Here is a 14,813-nt window from a genome sequence, read left to right as displayed (position 1 = left end):
TCGGCATTCTCGCTGGCGTTTTCTCGGCAGCCTTCCTCTCCGCGACACTGCTGTTCGGCATGTCGGAGGCGGCGATCGTCGCCGCCGCACTTCATGGCGAAACCGGCCGTGTCGCCCTTTTCGTCGCGGCCACAGCTGGCAACGTCCTTGGCGCCGTCGTCAATTTCGTGCTTGGGCGGTTCCTGATCCGCTTTGAGGGAAGGCGCTGGTTCCCGATCTCGCCTGCGGCGCGGCAGAAGGCGGAGACGCTGTTTGCGAGCTATGGCCAGCCGGTGCTGCTCTTATCCTGGCTGCCGGTGGTCGGCGATCCGCTGACGCTCGTCGCCGGGCTGTTGCGCATGCCTTTTGCACTGTTCCTGGTGTTCGTGGCGATCGGCAAGGCGGCGCGTTACGCCATCGTGCTCTGGCTGACGCCGTGATACCAACCTTGCGCTGATATTGACGTCTTGCGTGGGACCGTGCGGTCATCCGGCAAGGAGCATACCGCAGGACGATGCTTTGGCATCGGTCGAGGATTGCGACGCTGCCGGTGGCCGATACACGGCCCACCCGAAGGGCCGGGCGCTTTTGGCATCCTGATAGCGTCGACACTCCTCACCGCGCCGCTTGGGTCCGGTTGCGATTGTCTCTTTGCCGGAAACCAAAATCGCTCCGGCGCGAGAGGTCAATATCAGCGCAGGTTGGTATGACCCGTTCAGCTATGGGCGAAAATGTCGGTCTCGTCCCAGCCGAGCAGATCGAGCTTGGAGCGGGTCGGCAGGAAGGCGAAGCAGGCATCCGCATGGTCCATGCGGCCATCGCGCAAGAGCCGCCCCGTCAGTTTTTCGCGCAGCGCATGCAGGTGCAGCACGTCGGATGCGGCATATTCGAGCTGCGCCGGAGACAGGGTCTCGGCCGCCCAGTCGGAGGACTGCTGCTGCTTGGAAATATCGACGTCGAGCATTTCCTTCAGATTGTCCTTCAACCCGTGGCGATCCGTGTAGGTGCGCGTCAGACGCGAGGCGATCTTGGTGCAGAACACCGGCGTCGTCGTCACGCCGAAAGTGTGGAAGAGTACGGCGATATCGAAACGGCCGTAGTGGAAAATCTTCTGCCGGGCCGGGTCGGCGAGCATGGCGACGAGGTTCGGCGCATCCTTCTGGCCGGCGGCAATACGGATCACGTCGGCGGTGCCGTCGCCCGGCGAAAGCTGGACGACGCAGAGCCGGTCGCGGCGGGGGACAAGGCCAAGAGTTTCCGTGTCGACGGCAATCGCGCCCCGGTAGCGGGCGGCATCGGCTGCGGAAATATCGCCTTCATGGAACCGTATTGCATTCGCCATCGAAAATCCCCAGATGAAACGGAAGTGGTGTCGCCTATAGCGCAAGTTTGGCCCTGGCGAAACCGTGTCATGGCACCTCGCCGCGGGTGCACCCTTCGAAAGCTCGCATTGATGACCTCCTCTCGCACCGCCTCGGCTCTTTCGATCATATCGCTCGTGCTTGGCTTCACGGTCGTGCCGGCGCTGGCGCAGAACTATAGGGACCTGCCCGGTGTGCGCCCGATGGATCCCCTGAACGACAACGGCGACAAGGTCGTCTGCCAGCAGACACTTGTCGATCGCGACTATCCGTTCGAATCGAGCTCGCGCGGCGGGCCGCGCTACGACACGATCTACAACTGCCGCCGCGGCGATGGCCCGGTGTTCCAGGGTAGCGATTTGCCACCGTCACTCTACCGGCAGAAGCGCGGGCTCGGCTACTAATACCAACCTGCACCGGTTCGGCTTGGCAAGCCGATGAATACTTCCTAGAAAATTGGGCAAGGAACTGTGGAGGTGTTCTGCCTCCACCGAGGAGGAACAATGCCCAACGACACGAGACCGCTCGCCATCAGCGTGCCGGCGCCGCGCACGCTCGACCTGATCTTCACAGCCGACGCCTTGAAGCAACTGCACGAGCGCTACCGCATCGTTGAGACCGATCCGGATGAGATCGCCGGCCTTGGCGACGAGGTGCTGTCGCAAGCGCGCTACATCATCGGCCAACCGCCGCTCGACCACGATACCTTGGCGCGCCTGCCGAAGCTGCGGGCCATTCTCAATGTCGAGAGCAACCTGATCAACAACATGCCTTATGAGGTGCTGTTCGAACGCGGTGTCCACGTCGTCACGACCGGCCAAGTATTTGCCGAGCCGGTCGCCGAAATGGGGCTTGCGATGGCCCTCAACATCGCGCGCGGCATCGTCGACGCCGATCTCGCCTTTCGCGAGGGCCGGGAGCTTTGGGGTGGCGACGGCAATCGCTCGGCGCGACTGCTCTCCGGCTCGGACATCGGCATCATCGGCTTCGGAGACCTGGGCAAGGCGCTCAACCGGGTGCTGTCAGGCTTCCGCGCCAGGATCCGCGTCTTCGATCCCTGGATGCCGGCCTCTATCCTCCGTGACAACGGCGTCGAACCGGCATCGCTGGAAACCGTGCTGACCGAAAGCGATTTCGTCTTCGTCGTCGCATCGGTCACCAGCGAGAATGAGGGTTTTCTCGGCGCGAGGGCCTTTGCCAGCATGCGGCCGGGGGCAGCCTTCATCCTGCTCAGCCGCGCCGGCGTCGTCGATTTCGATGCGCTAATGGCCGCCGTCGAAAGCGGGCATATCGTTGCCGCCAGCGACGTCTTCCCGCAGGAGCCACTTCCGCTCGACCACAGGGTGCGCCGCCTGCCCGGCTTCCTGCGCTCGGCGCACCGCGCGGGCGCGCTCGACAGCGCCTTCAAGAAGATGGGCGACATGGTGCTGGAAGACATGGACCTGATGGACCGGGACCTGCCGCCGATGCGCTGCAAACGCGCTGAGCGCGAGACGGTCGCACGGATGCGCTCCAAGCCGGTGACGGTCAACTGATATCGACCCAGCTTGGTATAAGCTCTTCGCCATCGGAGATTTCATCGTTTCGCTGACGGCCGGGAATGCATTGCCCCCGATTAACGTGTTCTATGGGAAAAGCACGTAGCATCGCCAGGACAGGCGCGAGATCAGAGACACGCAATGGCCAACAAGACGTCCGGCTTTCTCGGAACCAGGATACGCGACAGCTGGAACAGTTCGCTGCGTTCGCTGTTCAGCCTGGTGATGGTCGCCATGCTGATCGCCGTATCCGGCATCCTTGTCGGGCTTGACTATCACCGCTCACGCAACGCCGCGATTGCGGATGCCGAATCCAACATGCGCGGCTTTGCCGGCCGCCTGGTCGATCGTCTCGGCGTGCTGTCCGGCGACACCTCGGCGCTTGTCAGCCTCGTCTCGTCGGTCGCCAACTCCTTCCTCGTGCCTCCGCCGGAGCGCATGAACGACAAGGCGGCCGTGCTGCGCGAAGGCATCAGCCGCTCGCCGCATATCGACGGCGTCTATGTCGGCTACCCGAGCGGCGCGTTTTTCCAGGTGGTCGATCTCAAGCACATCGCCTGGCGCATGGCGCTCGATGCCCCACGCGGCGCCTCCATGGCTGTCCGCTCGATGGAGCGCGACGCCAGCGGCAAATCGATCAACCGCGTCATCTTCCTGGACGAGGCGGGCGAACCGACGTCGGAGCGACGGTTACCGCCGTCGGGCTACGATCCGCGAACCCGGCCCTGGTACCAGTCGGCCGTCGACGGCACGGCTGCCGTGTCGAACGGCCCTTACGAGATGGCAACGACCGGCGCGCTCGGCATGACGATCTCGCAGGCGCACCGCGGCAATCCCAAGATCGTCATCGGCGCCGACGTGGTTCTCGACACCATCACCGATTTCCTGTCGCGCGAACGGCTGACGAAGGGATCCGTCTCCTTCATCCTCGATGCGGTCGGCCGACCGATCATCCACTCCGACCGGACGATGATGAAACGCATCATGTCGGCCAAGGACAAGGACGATCCGATCGTCCCGCCGCAGAACGATCCGCTGGTGCAAAGCATCCGCCTCAACCCGCCACCGCCTGGAAAGGCCGGTTTCGCCGAGGTGGGGGACCGGACCTATCTGGTCATGGTGACACCGCTCGAATCGGAGCTGCTGCTGACCGGACACCGGGCGGTCGTCGCCGCCCCGCTCGACGAACTCATGGCCGACGCCAACAAGGCACTGATCCAGGGGCTTGCAATATCCGGCGCCGTAGTGGCGCTCGCCGTCCTGTCGTCGCTGGTGCTCGCACACCTGATCACTAAATCGCTCAACCAGTTGACCGCCAGCGCCAACCGGCTGCAGGACCTGGATTTCACCACGCCGATCGACGTGTCGTCGCATGTCAGCGAGATCTCCACGCTCGGCGGGGCGATGAACCGGGCACGCGACGCGATCTTCACCTTCGCGCTCTACGTGCCGAGGGAACTGGTGCGCAAGGGCATCGAATCCGGCCAGTTCAGCGGCCGCGCGGCCTGGCGTCAGGAGGTCACGGCACTTTTCACCGATATCTACGATTTCACCACCTTGAGCGAACGCCACGCGCCGGAAGAAGTGGTGGCGATGCTTTCGGAATATTTCGACATCTTCAGCGAGGTCGTCGATGCCCATGACGGCACGATCATCCAGTTCCTCGGCGATTCCGTCTTTGCCATGTGGAACGCGCCGGCGCCAGACGAGCGCCATGCGGAGAATGCCTGTCGTTGCGCGCTGGCAGTCGAGGAACGGTTGCAAGCGTTCAACGAAGCGCAGCGCAAGAAGGGCCTGCCGGAGTTCCGTACGCGCTTCGGCATCCACACTGGCACCGCCGTTGTCGGCAGCGTCGGCGCGAAGGAACGGCTGCAATATACCGCCATGGGCGACACGGTGAACGTCGCCTCGCGACTCGAAGGCATGAACAAGAACTACGGCACGACGATCATGGCGAGCGGCGCCGTCGTCGCCCAGGCATCCGACGCGATCACCTTCCGGCCGCTCGGATCGGCGCAAGCCAAGGGGCGCGCCACGGCACTCGATGTCTATGAGGTGCTGAGCGCGCGGCCGATCGTCGAGGATGCAGCCTTGAAATCACCGACGACATCATCCTGAGGCGCCTGCAGCGCGCGCCGTCAACGCCGGACGCCATCTCTCTGGCGCATGACCCAACGGATGCCAGCAGCAATAGCGATCGCAAGCAACGGCCACACCGCCCAGAACACGCCCCGCCAGGACAGGAGGTTGATTGCGACGAGAGCCAGACCGGCGACAGCAAGCGTGCCGATGACCCGGTCGATCTTCCTGTTTGCCCGCACCCATCGCAAGGCCGCGAGAACCGCGAATGCCAGCAGGGGCCATGCGGCCCAGAACACGCCGCGCCAGGTCAGCAGATTGAGCGCCGCGAGGCCGGCGCCGATGACCGCCAACGTTCCCATAAGCTTTCCGGTCAGGCCCGTCGGTTCAGCCGCGGCTTCGATCGGTACGGTCGCGGATCGGCCGGATTGCTCGGCCGACCGGCCCCATTCGGCTTGGCGGTCCGCAGCCGCCCCGCTGTCATCGGACGCACCGATGCGCACGGCATAGCTCGGCACGCCGCCGTCGATGTTCTTGACCTCAAGCTGGCCCAGAAACTCGAAGCCGACGGCGATCTTGTTGCGCACCTGGTCATAGACGGTGTTGGAGATCACGATGCCGCCGGCAGGGGCGGACGCCTGCAGGCGAGCGGCAACGTTGACGCCGTCGCCATAGATGTCGTCGTCCTCGGTGATCACATCTCCGAGGTTGATGCCGATGCGAAACAGCATCTGCGCATCGTCCTTGCTTCTCGCGTTGTAACCGGCCAGCTCGTTCTGGGCGTCGATCGCCGCGCGCAGCGCCTCGACGACACTGGGGAAATCGGCGATCAGCCCATCCCCCCAGGTGTTGATGACCCGGCCGTCATGCGCCTCGATCAGGCGCGTCATGGCATCCCGGTACCGCTTGAGAGTAGCAAGCGTACCCTCCTCGTCCGCCCGCATCAGGCGGGTATAGTCCTGGACGTCAGCGGAGAAGATGGTCGTCAGCTTGCGACGCGTGTCAGCCATCGCGGATGATCCTCGCTCGAAATCCGCCGCCGCAGCGGGTGATTGAATAGTAGCGAGCCTACCACAGATCGCAAGACGCGCCGCCACAACGGCTTCCTTACTGGCTGAATGACCCTGTACCGCGCAGATGCACCAGACGCTGCAGAAATGGCTCACGCGGCGCGCTAGCAGGCACACAAACCCTATGCAGGAACGTGGCTCCGCCGCGCGGTTTCGAACTCGGGAAATCGGGCATTTTTCATCAGGCAAACTTGCGGTGGTCGCTCGCCGTTCAGGCCAAAAGCCAGAAACGAAAAAACCCCGGCAAGCCGGGGTTTTTCGAACCAAAACAAATGTTTGGCTAAAGGAATGGTGCCCAGAAGAGGACTCGAACCTCCACACCCTTTCGAGTACCAGCACCTGAAGCTGGCGCGTCTACCAATTCCGCCATCTGGGCGACGGACCGGCATGTAAAAGGCCCGAGCCGAAGTGTCAACAGGCATTTTGAAGTTTTCGTGTCAGAACACGAAAAAGGTCAGTTTGACGTCACTTTTGCCCAGGATCGAATTGTGGAAAGTCCTTGAGCTAGCAGCGATTCCGCCTCTGCTGTCGTCTCGGCCTCGACATAGCAGCGCATTTCCGGTGCGTTGCCGGACGGGCGGAAATGAATCGTTCGACCATCGGCAAGGGTAACGCGCAGACCATCGATGTCGCTGACGGCAGCCGGACGGCCAATGGCGGCAAGGAAGCCGCCGAGGTTCTCCGCCCCACCGCGCAGAAACGCCATCAGCCGGCTGCTGGTTTCGACCGGGAAGTGTTCGAGGCGGTCGCTAAGCGCGACCGGAAGACGATAGGACGCGGCCAGCGCCGAGAGGGTCATCCGGGCTTCGGCGGCGCGCCCAAGCACGGCGAGGATCGGCAGGAAGCTGTCACGGGTGGGCAAAGCCTTGAGAACACCATTGCCGACGGAGAAGTCGCTCGCGGTCAACGTGCCGCCATTGGCCTCGAAGCCGGCCACCTTCGTGCCGCCTTCCGCAACTGCCTGCGCCATTCCGGCGATGACATAGGGCGAACCGACCCGGGTGCGGATGACCGACAGACCTTCGGCTCGTTCGAGACCCGAATTGGAGGTGACCGGCGTCACGGCGATCTGGGCACCGAGGAACTCGCAGGCGACGAGGCCCAACAGGTCGCCACGAAGCGGCACGCCCTTTTCATCGGCAACCAGCGGCCGGTCACCGTCGCCATCGGCCGAGACGATCGCATCCAGGCGATGTTCAGGCGCCCAGGCGGTAAGCTTGGCGAGCGTTTTAGGCGAAACCGCCTCGGTATCGACAGGCACGAAGTCCTCGGATCGGCCGAGAGCGACCGTCTCGGCGCCGAGATGCGTCAGCAACTCGACGAGCAGATCGCGGGCTACCGTGCTGTGCTGATAGACGCCGATGCGCAAGCCGCCAAGCGAACCGGGTGGCAACAGGTCCCTGTTGCGCTGGAGGAACAGATCTGCGGCCGACGCCGCATGGTCTTCACCGGAGCCGGCCGAAGGCACGGCCTCGCCGGCAATGGCGTCGGCAATGGAACTGATCGCCAGTTCGTCGTTCTTGTCGATCTCACCGTCGGGCCGGTAGAATTTGATGCCGTTGCGATCAGCGGGAATATGCGAGCCGGTGATCATCAGGCCCGCAGCTTTGTGGACGAGGCCATAAAGCGCCAGTGCCGGGGTCGGAACAGTGCCGCAATCGAACACGCGAAAGCCTTCGCTCTTCAGCGCATCGGCGCAAACCCCCGCAATTTCAGGACTGGAATCGCGAAAGTCGCGAGCGATCAGGATCGGATCCCCGGCCTTCGCCTGCTCGGAGGCGATCAGGTGCCGCGCGAAGGCCTTCGCATAGCGTGCAGACGGCTCGCCTTTCAGCTCCTCGGACAGGCCGCGCAGACCGCTGGTACCGAACTTCAATTGCATCTTATACTCCGTGAATGCCAACGAACGGCAATAGGCAAGAATAACAGTGACATGGCAAACGCGCCGGTGCATTCTATACCGAACGGCAGACGGCGTGGAAATCCGGCCATCGGCCGAACGGATCCGCACCATTTCGCCATGAATAAACCAAGAAAAAAACACCTAATGTGAAGCAGGGACACAACCGGAAAGCAACCCTTTCGGAAAGTGAGGAAAGCATGACGGGATTTCGGAATTTCGTTGTCGGTTGCGCCTTAGCCGCCGCCTCCCTGATGACCTCGGTCGGGCCTGCCCTGGCCATGCCGCTGTCAGGCCACGACGTTCAAATCAGGGCGCAAGGCGATGTCCAAAAGGCCCAATATTACCCGTACAGGCGATACGGAGGCGTTATGTATCCCAACGGCTGGCGTGGCGGATGGGGCGGTGGCTGGGGCCCCGGCTACTACGGCGGAGGCTGGGGCGGCCCGTATTATGGTGGCTCGGGCTTCAGCCTCTATTTCGGACCGGGCTATGGAGGCTACTACAACAATTATCCCCGCCGCTACTACCGCGAGCGCTACTACTACCGCGACAACTATGTTCGCGGCGGCACCAACGCGCATGTGAGCTGGTGCCTTTCGCGCTACCGCTCCTACAATCCGGCAACCAACCGGTTCCTCACCTATCAGGGTGTCTATCGCGCCTGCTACTCGCCCTATCGATAGGTCACGCCCAAGCGGCGCAGCGCCGGCGTTGCGCCGCTTTACCAACTCCAATTTCTTGGAAAGGCTGGTTAAGCAGCAATTAACCTCGCCATCATACCGTTTCATCACGCTCGCAACTCTTTGCCGGAATGAAATGATGCTGCTCCCGACCCAGCAATCCAACGCCACCGCGACGACCAACCTGGTCGGCTCGATCCTGAAGGATATCGAGAAGCGCCAGGCGGAAGAGGACGAAAAGGCGAAAGGCACCAAGGACGACAAGATCCTGAAGGCCCAGGTGAAGTCGGACGACGCCCAGAAGGCAGCCAATACCAAGATCAACGATCATTTCTTCAATCAGGCAGGAAACGATGCCAATAACAACCGGATGGTGCTCATCCGGGAAGTCGGCGAGTTCTTCGACCTGAAGCGAGAGGATTTCAAATCCGATTTCGCCTTTGGCAGCGCACTGTCAAAGATCGTCGAGGACCTGCCACCGGCAACCGTTCGTGACATCGAAAAGAAGCTGGGGCTGACGGATATCGATGTCTCGCTGAACGAACTGATCGAGGCGATCAAGGACCCCGAGGGCAGCCGGGGCAAGAAGCTGGACGAGGCTCTCGACAGCAAGGGGTCTGCGAACACCGGCCAAAGCAACGGCGCTACGAAGGCGATACAGCGTCTTGCAGATGCTGCAGAGGCGAAGTCGCTGGACGAACTGCAACTGGACAGCCTGACTGGTGACCTGACTCGCGTCACCGACACCGAGACACTCGCCGAGCAGCAGAAAGAGTTACAAGCGCTTCAGGCCAAGGACAATCTGGAAGACGTGCAAGACGCGCGCGAGGCCGAAGCCGAGCGCCCGCTGCCGGTTCGGATCGACGAGATCGGTCGCTACAGCCTCGCCAGCCAGACGTTTATCGCCGCCTGATCATTTCCGACGGACGATACCCAGCCGGGCCATGACCTGGTTGGGTATGCCATAGCGCCGGATAGCGTCGCGGCTATCGCGCAGGCCGCAGATCTCGCGCTGGATAAAAAACGCCCAGACCGCGTCAGCCGCATCGTCGAGCAACCGCTCGCGCAGCTCCGGCGTCGTTTCATTCCGCTCGAGCGCCTGCAATGCCGCGATCGCCTTTTCGACCTTGAGGCCATGCCGCCCGAGCGCGTCGGCACGCTCCGAAAGCAATTCGTATTCGAGAGCGCTGAGGGCACCCGCAGCCGAATAGGAGGGGTTCAGGGATCTTGGAGGGCGAACGGTCATCCGAAACTCCATGGCTCCAACACGGATAGCGCCACGCGTTGACTACAGCGCCGCGCGTCTTATTGGACGCGCAAAGGTCGCTGTAGCACTTTGAATTGCTGCATGTTTTTATCCTTAAATCGAATAGGATTTAAGGAAACATGCAGTAACACGCGCAACTGCGGTTGCAGCGTGCATCTTGCCGCCGGATCGGTCGCGATGCAAAGGGTTCGTGCGGCAACGGGTCTTTGCGCGCCCAGGCGACAAGGCACTGCGACCTCCGTCGCACCCCATCGCATGGTTAAGATTTCATAAACCTGTCTCGAAGCATCATGCCGATTCCCGTATCCGCACCTTAGCTGCGGCAGGTCTGGCCGGTTGGCCGAGACGCGCATGAGGCGCCAGCCCGAACCGAAGTGACAACCTGCCCGACGGACGGTCGAGGTGATCCGTGGAACGGCGTGAAATGCGGATGCCGGCTGTCAACGGCCGCGCGCCAACGCGAGGGTCAAGCGAGAGGGAGACCAGAATGCTGACATCCATTCTCACGGTCAAAACCGCGACCGGACTTGCCGAGGAGGCAAGCGCTCGGCCCCAACAACCGGCAGCGCCTCTTACTGCCGCCCAGCGCGGCGAAGCGATCCAGAAGGTCCTCGACGCGCTGACCCGGCATCTCGCAGGCCGCGAGATCCTATCCAAGGACGCGCTTGTGCGGCTGATGGAGGACCTTGCCCGCATCCTGAAATTCCCGCCGCTGCCACAGGAAGGCGGGCGCGACTTCGTGCGACGGCTCGTCACCTTTCTTGAATCGATGCCGATGCCGGAACGCCTGGCGCTTGAGCGGCAACTGGGCGGTCGCAGCCTGGCGCTACGGGTCGGTATCCTTGCAGACCTGCCGGCCATCCGAAATGGTGCGGCGCCACCCTCCATGGGCGCCGCATTGCCCGGCCTCAGCAACCCATCCCTGCAGCCAGCCATCCCGCTGCATCTGGCCGCCGCCAGCGCACCGGCTGCAAGCGAGGTCGCCATGCTGCAGACCGCGCTGAAAAAAACTTTTGGCGTCGGCAGCGAGAGTGACACGTCGAGTCTCGCATCGGAGGAGATGGACGCGACACCACCTGCTGAAGACGCAGCAACGGTTCGGCCTCAGACTTCGCCAGAGCGGGGAGAACCGAGAGCGATGCCCGGCAGGCTGCCTTCGCTTGATGGCCCCGAGATCGAAGCCCTGGCCGCCATCATCAATGGCGACACCGACCCCGAACTCGTCGATCCGGAGGTTGTTACCGGCAAGGCAGCGGTCGATGATGAGGAAAATGCGTCGCCGCACCCTGCCGCCGCGGCTGACGATACCGATTTGCCCGCAAAGGCCAAGGAAGCAGAGCTGCGCAACGGCACCGCCCGGACGGATGCGGGCACCGAGGCTGGCCACACCGACGAAGGCGAGGAGCCAGACGGCACCTATGGCCCGCTGCGCGACGGCGAGGATCAGCTGCAGAACGACAGGGCAACGACGCGCGGCAACGAGAGCCGTACGGACCGCGCGCTTTCGGACGCGCTGAAGACGATCGTGCGCGATACGCTCGGCCTGCCGGGAGAACCTGCAGGCGCCGACCGACCCGAAGGGATCGCACCCGAACTCGAAAGCGCCGAAGCCGACGCAGCAGCGAGCCATACAGAGACGGATGGCACGGAGCCGGGCCGCGCAAACCCGCTCCGCCCCCGCGATACGGCTGCAGGCGCTGAGCTTGCCGCCCTGAGCGTTGCGGAAGACCAGACGGAGCCACCAGGCCCGGCGGGCGCCACCGCCGTCCAGCGCGCCCAGAGGCCGACGGACGACCCGGCGATGCAACAGGCGATCGCACGGTTGATCGAAAACGGGCTGCCGCGCGAAGCGATACCCTTTGCTATGATCCCCTATCCGATCGCAGTTGAGGACGTGAAGAGCGAGGCGGAAAAGAGCGAGCGCGACGAGGGCAGAGGCGAAGGCGGCGAAGAGCCGAACGGCGACCACGAAGCGGCGCAGGGCGACGGCGGAGCCGCACGGGACGAAGCCACGCAAGATGAGCAGCAGACCGAAGGCGGCAGGGGTGAAACGGGCGGCGAATGGAACGCCGAGCCCGATGTCTACGAACTCTATCGCAAGCTCGGCGGTCTTGGCTGACCCTCCGGACTGATCGCCGAAAGCATGTCGCGCAAAAGTGTGCAGTTGGTCCTGCGAGAACGACGTGCGCAAATCAAGAGCTGAAAGTGCCGCAAGCGAATCCTAGAGATCGCGATACGCGTTAGATCGGGTCGACTTCAGAAGAGCGATCCAGAAAACCAAGGACACTGCAGCCGAACGAAACGCTCACAAGCAAAAAGCCCGCGGAGATCGCTCTCCGCGGGCCTTTTTCATTTCAGGCGTCAGCGAACGATTACTCGTTGGTCTGGCGGTTCTTCAGAGCGGCGCCGAGAATGTCGCCAAGCGAAGCGCCCGAGTCGGACGAACCGAACTGAGCAACGGCTTCCTTCTCTTCCGCGATTTCCAGAGCCTTGATCGACAGCTGGATCTTGCGGTCCTTCTTGGAGAAGTTGGTGACGCGTGCGTCGACAACCTGGCCAACCGAGAAACGCTCCGGACGCTGTTCGTCACGGTCACGCGACAGATCGGCGCGGCGGATGAACGCAGTGATGTCCTCGTGGTTGACGAGCTTCACTTCGATACCACCGTCGTTGACGGCGATGATCTCGGCCGAAACAACAGCGTTCTTGCGCAGTTCGCCCGAAGCAGCGGCGTCGCCAACTGCATCCTTGCCGAGCTGCTTGATACCGAGCGAGATGCGCTCCTTGTCGACGTCGACGTCGAGAACAACGGCGCGAACGACGTCGCCCTTGTTGAACTCTTCGATGACCTGCTCGCCCGGACGGTTCCAGTCGAGGTCGGAAAGGTGCACCATGCCGTCAACGTCGCCGTCGAGGCCGATGAACAGGCCGAATTCGGTCTTGTTCTTGACTTCGCCTTCAACTTCGGTGCCAGCCGGATGGCTATGCGCGAATGCCTGCCACGGGTTCTCGAGCGTCTGCTTGAGGCCGAGCGAGATACGACGCTTGGTCGGATCGACTTCGAGAACGACAACGTCGACTTCCTGGCTCGTGGACAGGATCTTGCCGGGGTGTACGTTCTTCTTGGTCCAGGACATTTCGGAGATGTGGATCAGGCCTTCGATGCCCGGCTCCAGCTCGACGAACGCACCGTAGTCGGTGATGTTCGTGACGGTACCCGAGATCTTCTTGCCAACCGGATACTTCGCACCGATGCCATCCCACGGATCCGACTCGAGCTGTTTCATGCCGAGCGAGATGCGGTGGGTTTCCTGGTTGATACGGATGATCTGAACCTTGACCTGCTGGCCGATGTTCAGGATCTCCGACGGATGGTTCACGCGGCGCCATGCCATGTCGGTGACATGGAGCAGACCGTCGATGCCGCCGAGGTCGACGAACGCACCGTAATCGGTGATGTTCTTGACGACGCCTTCGACAACCTGGCCTTCTTCAAGGTTCTGAACGATTTCAGAACGCTGTTCAGCACGGGATTCTTCCAGAACGGTACGACGCGAAACGACGATGTTGCCGCGACGCTTGTCCATCTTGAGGATTTCGAAGGGCTGCGGGTTGTGCATCAGCGGGGTCACGTCGCGGATCGGACGGATGTCGACCTGCGAACGCGGCAGGAAGGCGACGGCGCCGTCGAGATCGACGGTGAAGCCACCCTTGACCTGGTTGAAGATGATGCCTTCGACGCGTTCGCCGGCTTCGAACTTCACTTCCAGGCGCATCCAGCTTTCTTCGCGGCGAGCCTTTTCGCGCGAGAGAACAGCTTCGCCAAGCGCGTTTTCGATGCGCTCAACGTAGACTTCGACTTCGTCGCCGACCTTGAGCGAGCCGTCCTTGGCCTTCGCGCCGAATTCCTTCAGAGCGATGCGGCCTTCGACCTTCAGACCGACGTCGACAACGGCGACGTCCTTTTCGATGGCCGTGACGATGCCCTTGGCAACATAGCCTTCGGCAAGATCGGTCTTCGCGAAGGATTCTTCGAGAAGCGCTGCGAAATCATCACGGGTTGGGTTGGTAGCAGACATGGAATCTCCTGATGCATCTCTAAATGAGAGACGCACATGCGCCGGGGGTTGGTGTTGAACAGGCCTGAACCCAGTCCGCCCCATCAAAGGGACAATCCGGCGCGTGGACGGAATTTCAGGCTTATGCAAGAAGAGCGATCCTGACAGTGTCGCGAAAAGGCTCTTCTTCAGATCTTCTTGATCAGGGCCGCATCGATCAAAGACTTCGCGGACTGAAACGCCGCCTCTATACTCATTTCAGACGTATCAAGCAAGTGCGCGTCGTCGGCGGGGCGCAAAGGACTGTCGGCCCGACCCATATCGCGCTCGTCGCGCTTCTTCACATCGTCGAAGATCGCCGCGTAATCGGCGGCGGCGCCGTTGCCGACGATCTCGTCATAGCGGCGTTTCGCGCGCACTTCCGGCGATGCGGTGACATAGAGCTTCACCGCCGCATCCGGGCAGACGACGGTGCCGATATCGCGACCGTCGAGCACGGTGCCCGGCTCTTTCCTCGAAAACGCCCTCTGCGCCTCGACCAGCGCGCGACGCACGGCCGGCATGACGGCAATCTTCGACGCCGCCTCGCCGATCGCGTGTGCCGACAGCACAGAGCGATCGAGGCCTGCCAGTTCGACATTCAGCGCCATGCGTTCGGCCACCGCCTCATCGTCGAGCGGCAGGCCGGCATCAAGCAGCGCCTTCGCCGTGGCGCGGTAGGTCAACCCGGTATCGAGGTGGTGAAAGCCGTACTCTTCGGCGATCTGGCGCGAGAGCGTGCCCTTGCCTGCCGCTGCGGGTCCGTCGATGGCGATGATGATCATAGGTGGTCCTGCAATCGATGTTGTTGCTGGCCTTTAGATCAAATTCGCAGGCGA

General features: G+C 62.5%; 13 protein-coding genes and 1 tRNA gene. 7 read left to right on the top strand and 7 right to left on the bottom strand.

Features of this window, described 5'->3' with window-relative positions; translation table 11 throughout:
- The first annotated feature begins 74 nt into the window (after positions 1-74).
- The gene (locus C6558_RS00790; protein WP_025425522.1) at positions 75-419 is read left to right on the top strand and encodes a YqaA family protein; all 345 of its coding nucleotides are present in this window, start codon (positions 75-77) and stop codon (positions 417-419) included.
- 275 nt (positions 420-694) lie between these two features.
- Here C6558_RS00790 and C6558_RS00785 read toward each other — a convergent pair whose 3' ends face one another.
- Positions 695-1,321, bottom strand: coding sequence for a ribonuclease D (locus tag C6558_RS00785; RefSeq protein WP_025425521.1), 627 nt, complete (start codon positions 1,319-1,321; stop codon positions 695-697).
- 111 nt (positions 1,322-1,432) lie between these two features.
- Between C6558_RS00785 and C6558_RS00780 the strand changes: the two genes are divergently transcribed.
- The 3 genes from C6558_RS00780 to C6558_RS00770 all read left to right on the top strand — a co-directional run bounded on the left by C6558_RS00780 (position 1,433) and on the right by C6558_RS00770 (position 4,996).
- Complete coding sequence (locus tag C6558_RS00780) at positions 1,433-1,744, top strand: hypothetical protein (protein WP_025425520.1); 312 nt, start codon at positions 1,433-1,435, stop codon at positions 1,742-1,744.
- 99 nt (positions 1,745-1,843) lie between these two features.
- Positions 1,844-2,875: a hydroxyacid dehydrogenase gene (locus C6558_RS00775; protein WP_025425519.1), complete on the top strand. Its 1,032-nt coding sequence runs from the start codon at positions 1,844-1,846 to the stop codon at positions 2,873-2,875.
- A gap of 144 nt (positions 2,876-3,019) precedes the next feature.
- Positions 3,020-4,996, top strand: coding sequence for an adenylate/guanylate cyclase domain-containing protein (locus C6558_RS00770; RefSeq protein WP_025425518.1), 1,977 nt, complete (start codon positions 3,020-3,022; stop codon positions 4,994-4,996).
- A gap of 20 nt (positions 4,997-5,016) precedes the next feature.
- Here C6558_RS00770 and C6558_RS00765 read toward each other — a convergent pair whose 3' ends face one another.
- The 3 genes from C6558_RS00765 to C6558_RS00755 form a co-directional block, all read right to left on the bottom strand.
- Positions 5,017-5,967, bottom strand: a complete 951-nt coding sequence (locus C6558_RS00765; protein ID WP_025425517.1) for an adenylate/guanylate cyclase domain-containing protein — start codon at positions 5,965-5,967, stop codon at positions 5,017-5,019.
- Positions 5,968-6,316: 349 nt separating this feature from the next.
- Positions 6,317-6,403: transfer RNA gene (locus C6558_RS00760), tRNA-Leu, on the bottom strand.
- Positions 6,404-6,481: 78 nt separating this feature from the next.
- Positions 6,482-7,909, bottom strand: coding sequence for a phosphomannomutase (locus C6558_RS00755; RefSeq protein WP_107026813.1), 1,428 nt, complete (start codon positions 7,907-7,909; stop codon positions 6,482-6,484).
- A gap of 218 nt (positions 7,910-8,127) precedes the next feature.
- Here C6558_RS00755 and C6558_RS00750 point away from each other — a divergent pair, with 218 nt between their 5' ends.
- The gene (locus tag C6558_RS00750) at positions 8,128-8,613 is read left to right on the top strand and encodes a BA14K family protein (protein ID WP_025425515.1); all 486 of its coding nucleotides are present in this window, start codon (positions 8,128-8,130) and stop codon (positions 8,611-8,613) included.
- A 136-nt stretch (positions 8,614-8,749) separates the two neighbouring features.
- A complete protein-coding gene (locus tag C6558_RS00745; RefSeq protein WP_025425514.1) occupies positions 8,750-9,523 on the top strand; it encodes a hypothetical protein in 774 nt (257 codons plus the stop codon).
- Here C6558_RS00745 and C6558_RS00740 read toward each other — a convergent pair whose 3' ends face one another.
- On the bottom strand, positions 9,524-9,856 hold the full coding sequence (locus tag C6558_RS00740; protein ID WP_025425513.1) for a DUF6665 family protein: 333 nt from the start codon (positions 9,854-9,856) through the stop codon (positions 9,524-9,526).
- A gap of 508 nt (positions 9,857-10,364) precedes the next feature.
- Between C6558_RS00740 and C6558_RS00735 the strand changes: the two genes are divergently transcribed.
- On the top strand, positions 10,365-11,996 hold the full coding sequence (locus C6558_RS00735; RefSeq protein ID WP_025425512.1) for a hypothetical protein: 1,632 nt from the start codon (positions 10,365-10,367) through the stop codon (positions 11,994-11,996).
- A 253-nt stretch (positions 11,997-12,249) separates the two neighbouring features.
- Here the strand turns inward: C6558_RS00735 and rpsA are convergent, their stop codons facing one another.
- Both rpsA and cmk read right to left on the bottom strand, forming a co-directional pair.
- Positions 12,250-13,956, bottom strand: a complete 1,707-nt coding sequence (rpsA, locus tag C6558_RS00730) for a 30S ribosomal protein S1 (RefSeq protein ID WP_025425511.1) — start codon at positions 13,954-13,956, stop codon at positions 12,250-12,252.
- A gap of 167 nt (positions 13,957-14,123) precedes the next feature.
- A complete protein-coding gene (cmk, locus tag C6558_RS00725; protein WP_025425510.1) occupies positions 14,124-14,759 on the bottom strand; it encodes a (d)CMP kinase in 636 nt (211 codons plus the stop codon).
- Between the last annotated feature and the right edge of the window lie 54 nt (positions 14,760-14,813).

The sequence above is a fragment of the Ensifer sp. NM-2 genome, from assembly GCF_003024455.1.
In the GTDB taxonomy this organism is placed as follows: Bacteria; Pseudomonadota; Alphaproteobacteria; order Rhizobiales; family Rhizobiaceae; genus Ensifer; species Ensifer canadensis.
The sequence above is the reverse complement of the archived record's forward strand: the minus strand, read 5'-3'. Positions and strand labels throughout refer to the sequence as shown.

What these genes read in the sequence shown, in the direction of transcription:
- C6558_RS00740 (WP_025425513.1), bottom strand. Translation starts at nt 9,856, where the DNA reads ATGACCGTTCGCCCTCCAAGATCCCTGAACCCCTCCTATTCGGCTGCG.
- C6558_RS00745 (WP_025425514.1), top strand. Translation starts at nt 8,750, where the DNA reads ATGCTGCTCCCGACCCAGCAATCCAACGCCACCGCGACGACCAACCTG.
- C6558_RS00780 (WP_025425520.1), top strand. Translation starts at nt 1,433, where the DNA reads ATGACCTCCTCTCGCACCGCCTCGGCTCTTTCGATCATATCGCTCGTG.
- C6558_RS00785 (WP_025425521.1), bottom strand. Translation starts at nt 1,321, where the DNA reads ATGGCGAATGCAATACGGTTCCATGAAGGCGATATTTCCGCAGCCGAT.
- C6558_RS00775 (WP_025425519.1), top strand. Translation starts at nt 1,844, where the DNA reads ATGCCCAACGACACGAGACCGCTCGCCATCAGCGTGCCGGCGCCGCGC.
- cmk (WP_025425510.1), bottom strand. Translation starts at nt 14,759, where the DNA reads ATGATCATCATCGCCATCGACGGACCCGCAGCGGCAGGCAAGGGCACG.
- C6558_RS00770 (WP_025425518.1), top strand. Translation starts at nt 3,020, where the DNA reads ATGGCCAACAAGACGTCCGGCTTTCTCGGAACCAGGATACGCGACAGC.
- C6558_RS00755 (WP_107026813.1), bottom strand. Translation starts at nt 7,909, where the DNA reads ATGCAATTGAAGTTCGGTACCAGCGGTCTGCGCGGCCTGTCCGAGGAG.
- rpsA (WP_025425511.1), bottom strand. Translation starts at nt 13,956, where the DNA reads ATGTCTGCTACCAACCCAACCCGTGATGATTTCGCAGCGCTTCTCGAA.
- C6558_RS00735 (WP_025425512.1), top strand. Translation starts at nt 10,365, where the DNA reads ATGCTGACATCCATTCTCACGGTCAAAACCGCGACCGGACTTGCCGAG.
- C6558_RS00765 (WP_025425517.1), bottom strand. Translation starts at nt 5,967, where the DNA reads ATGGCTGACACGCGTCGCAAGCTGACGACCATCTTCTCCGCTGACGTC.
- C6558_RS00750 (WP_025425515.1), top strand. Translation starts at nt 8,128, where the DNA reads ATGACGGGATTTCGGAATTTCGTTGTCGGTTGCGCCTTAGCCGCCGCC.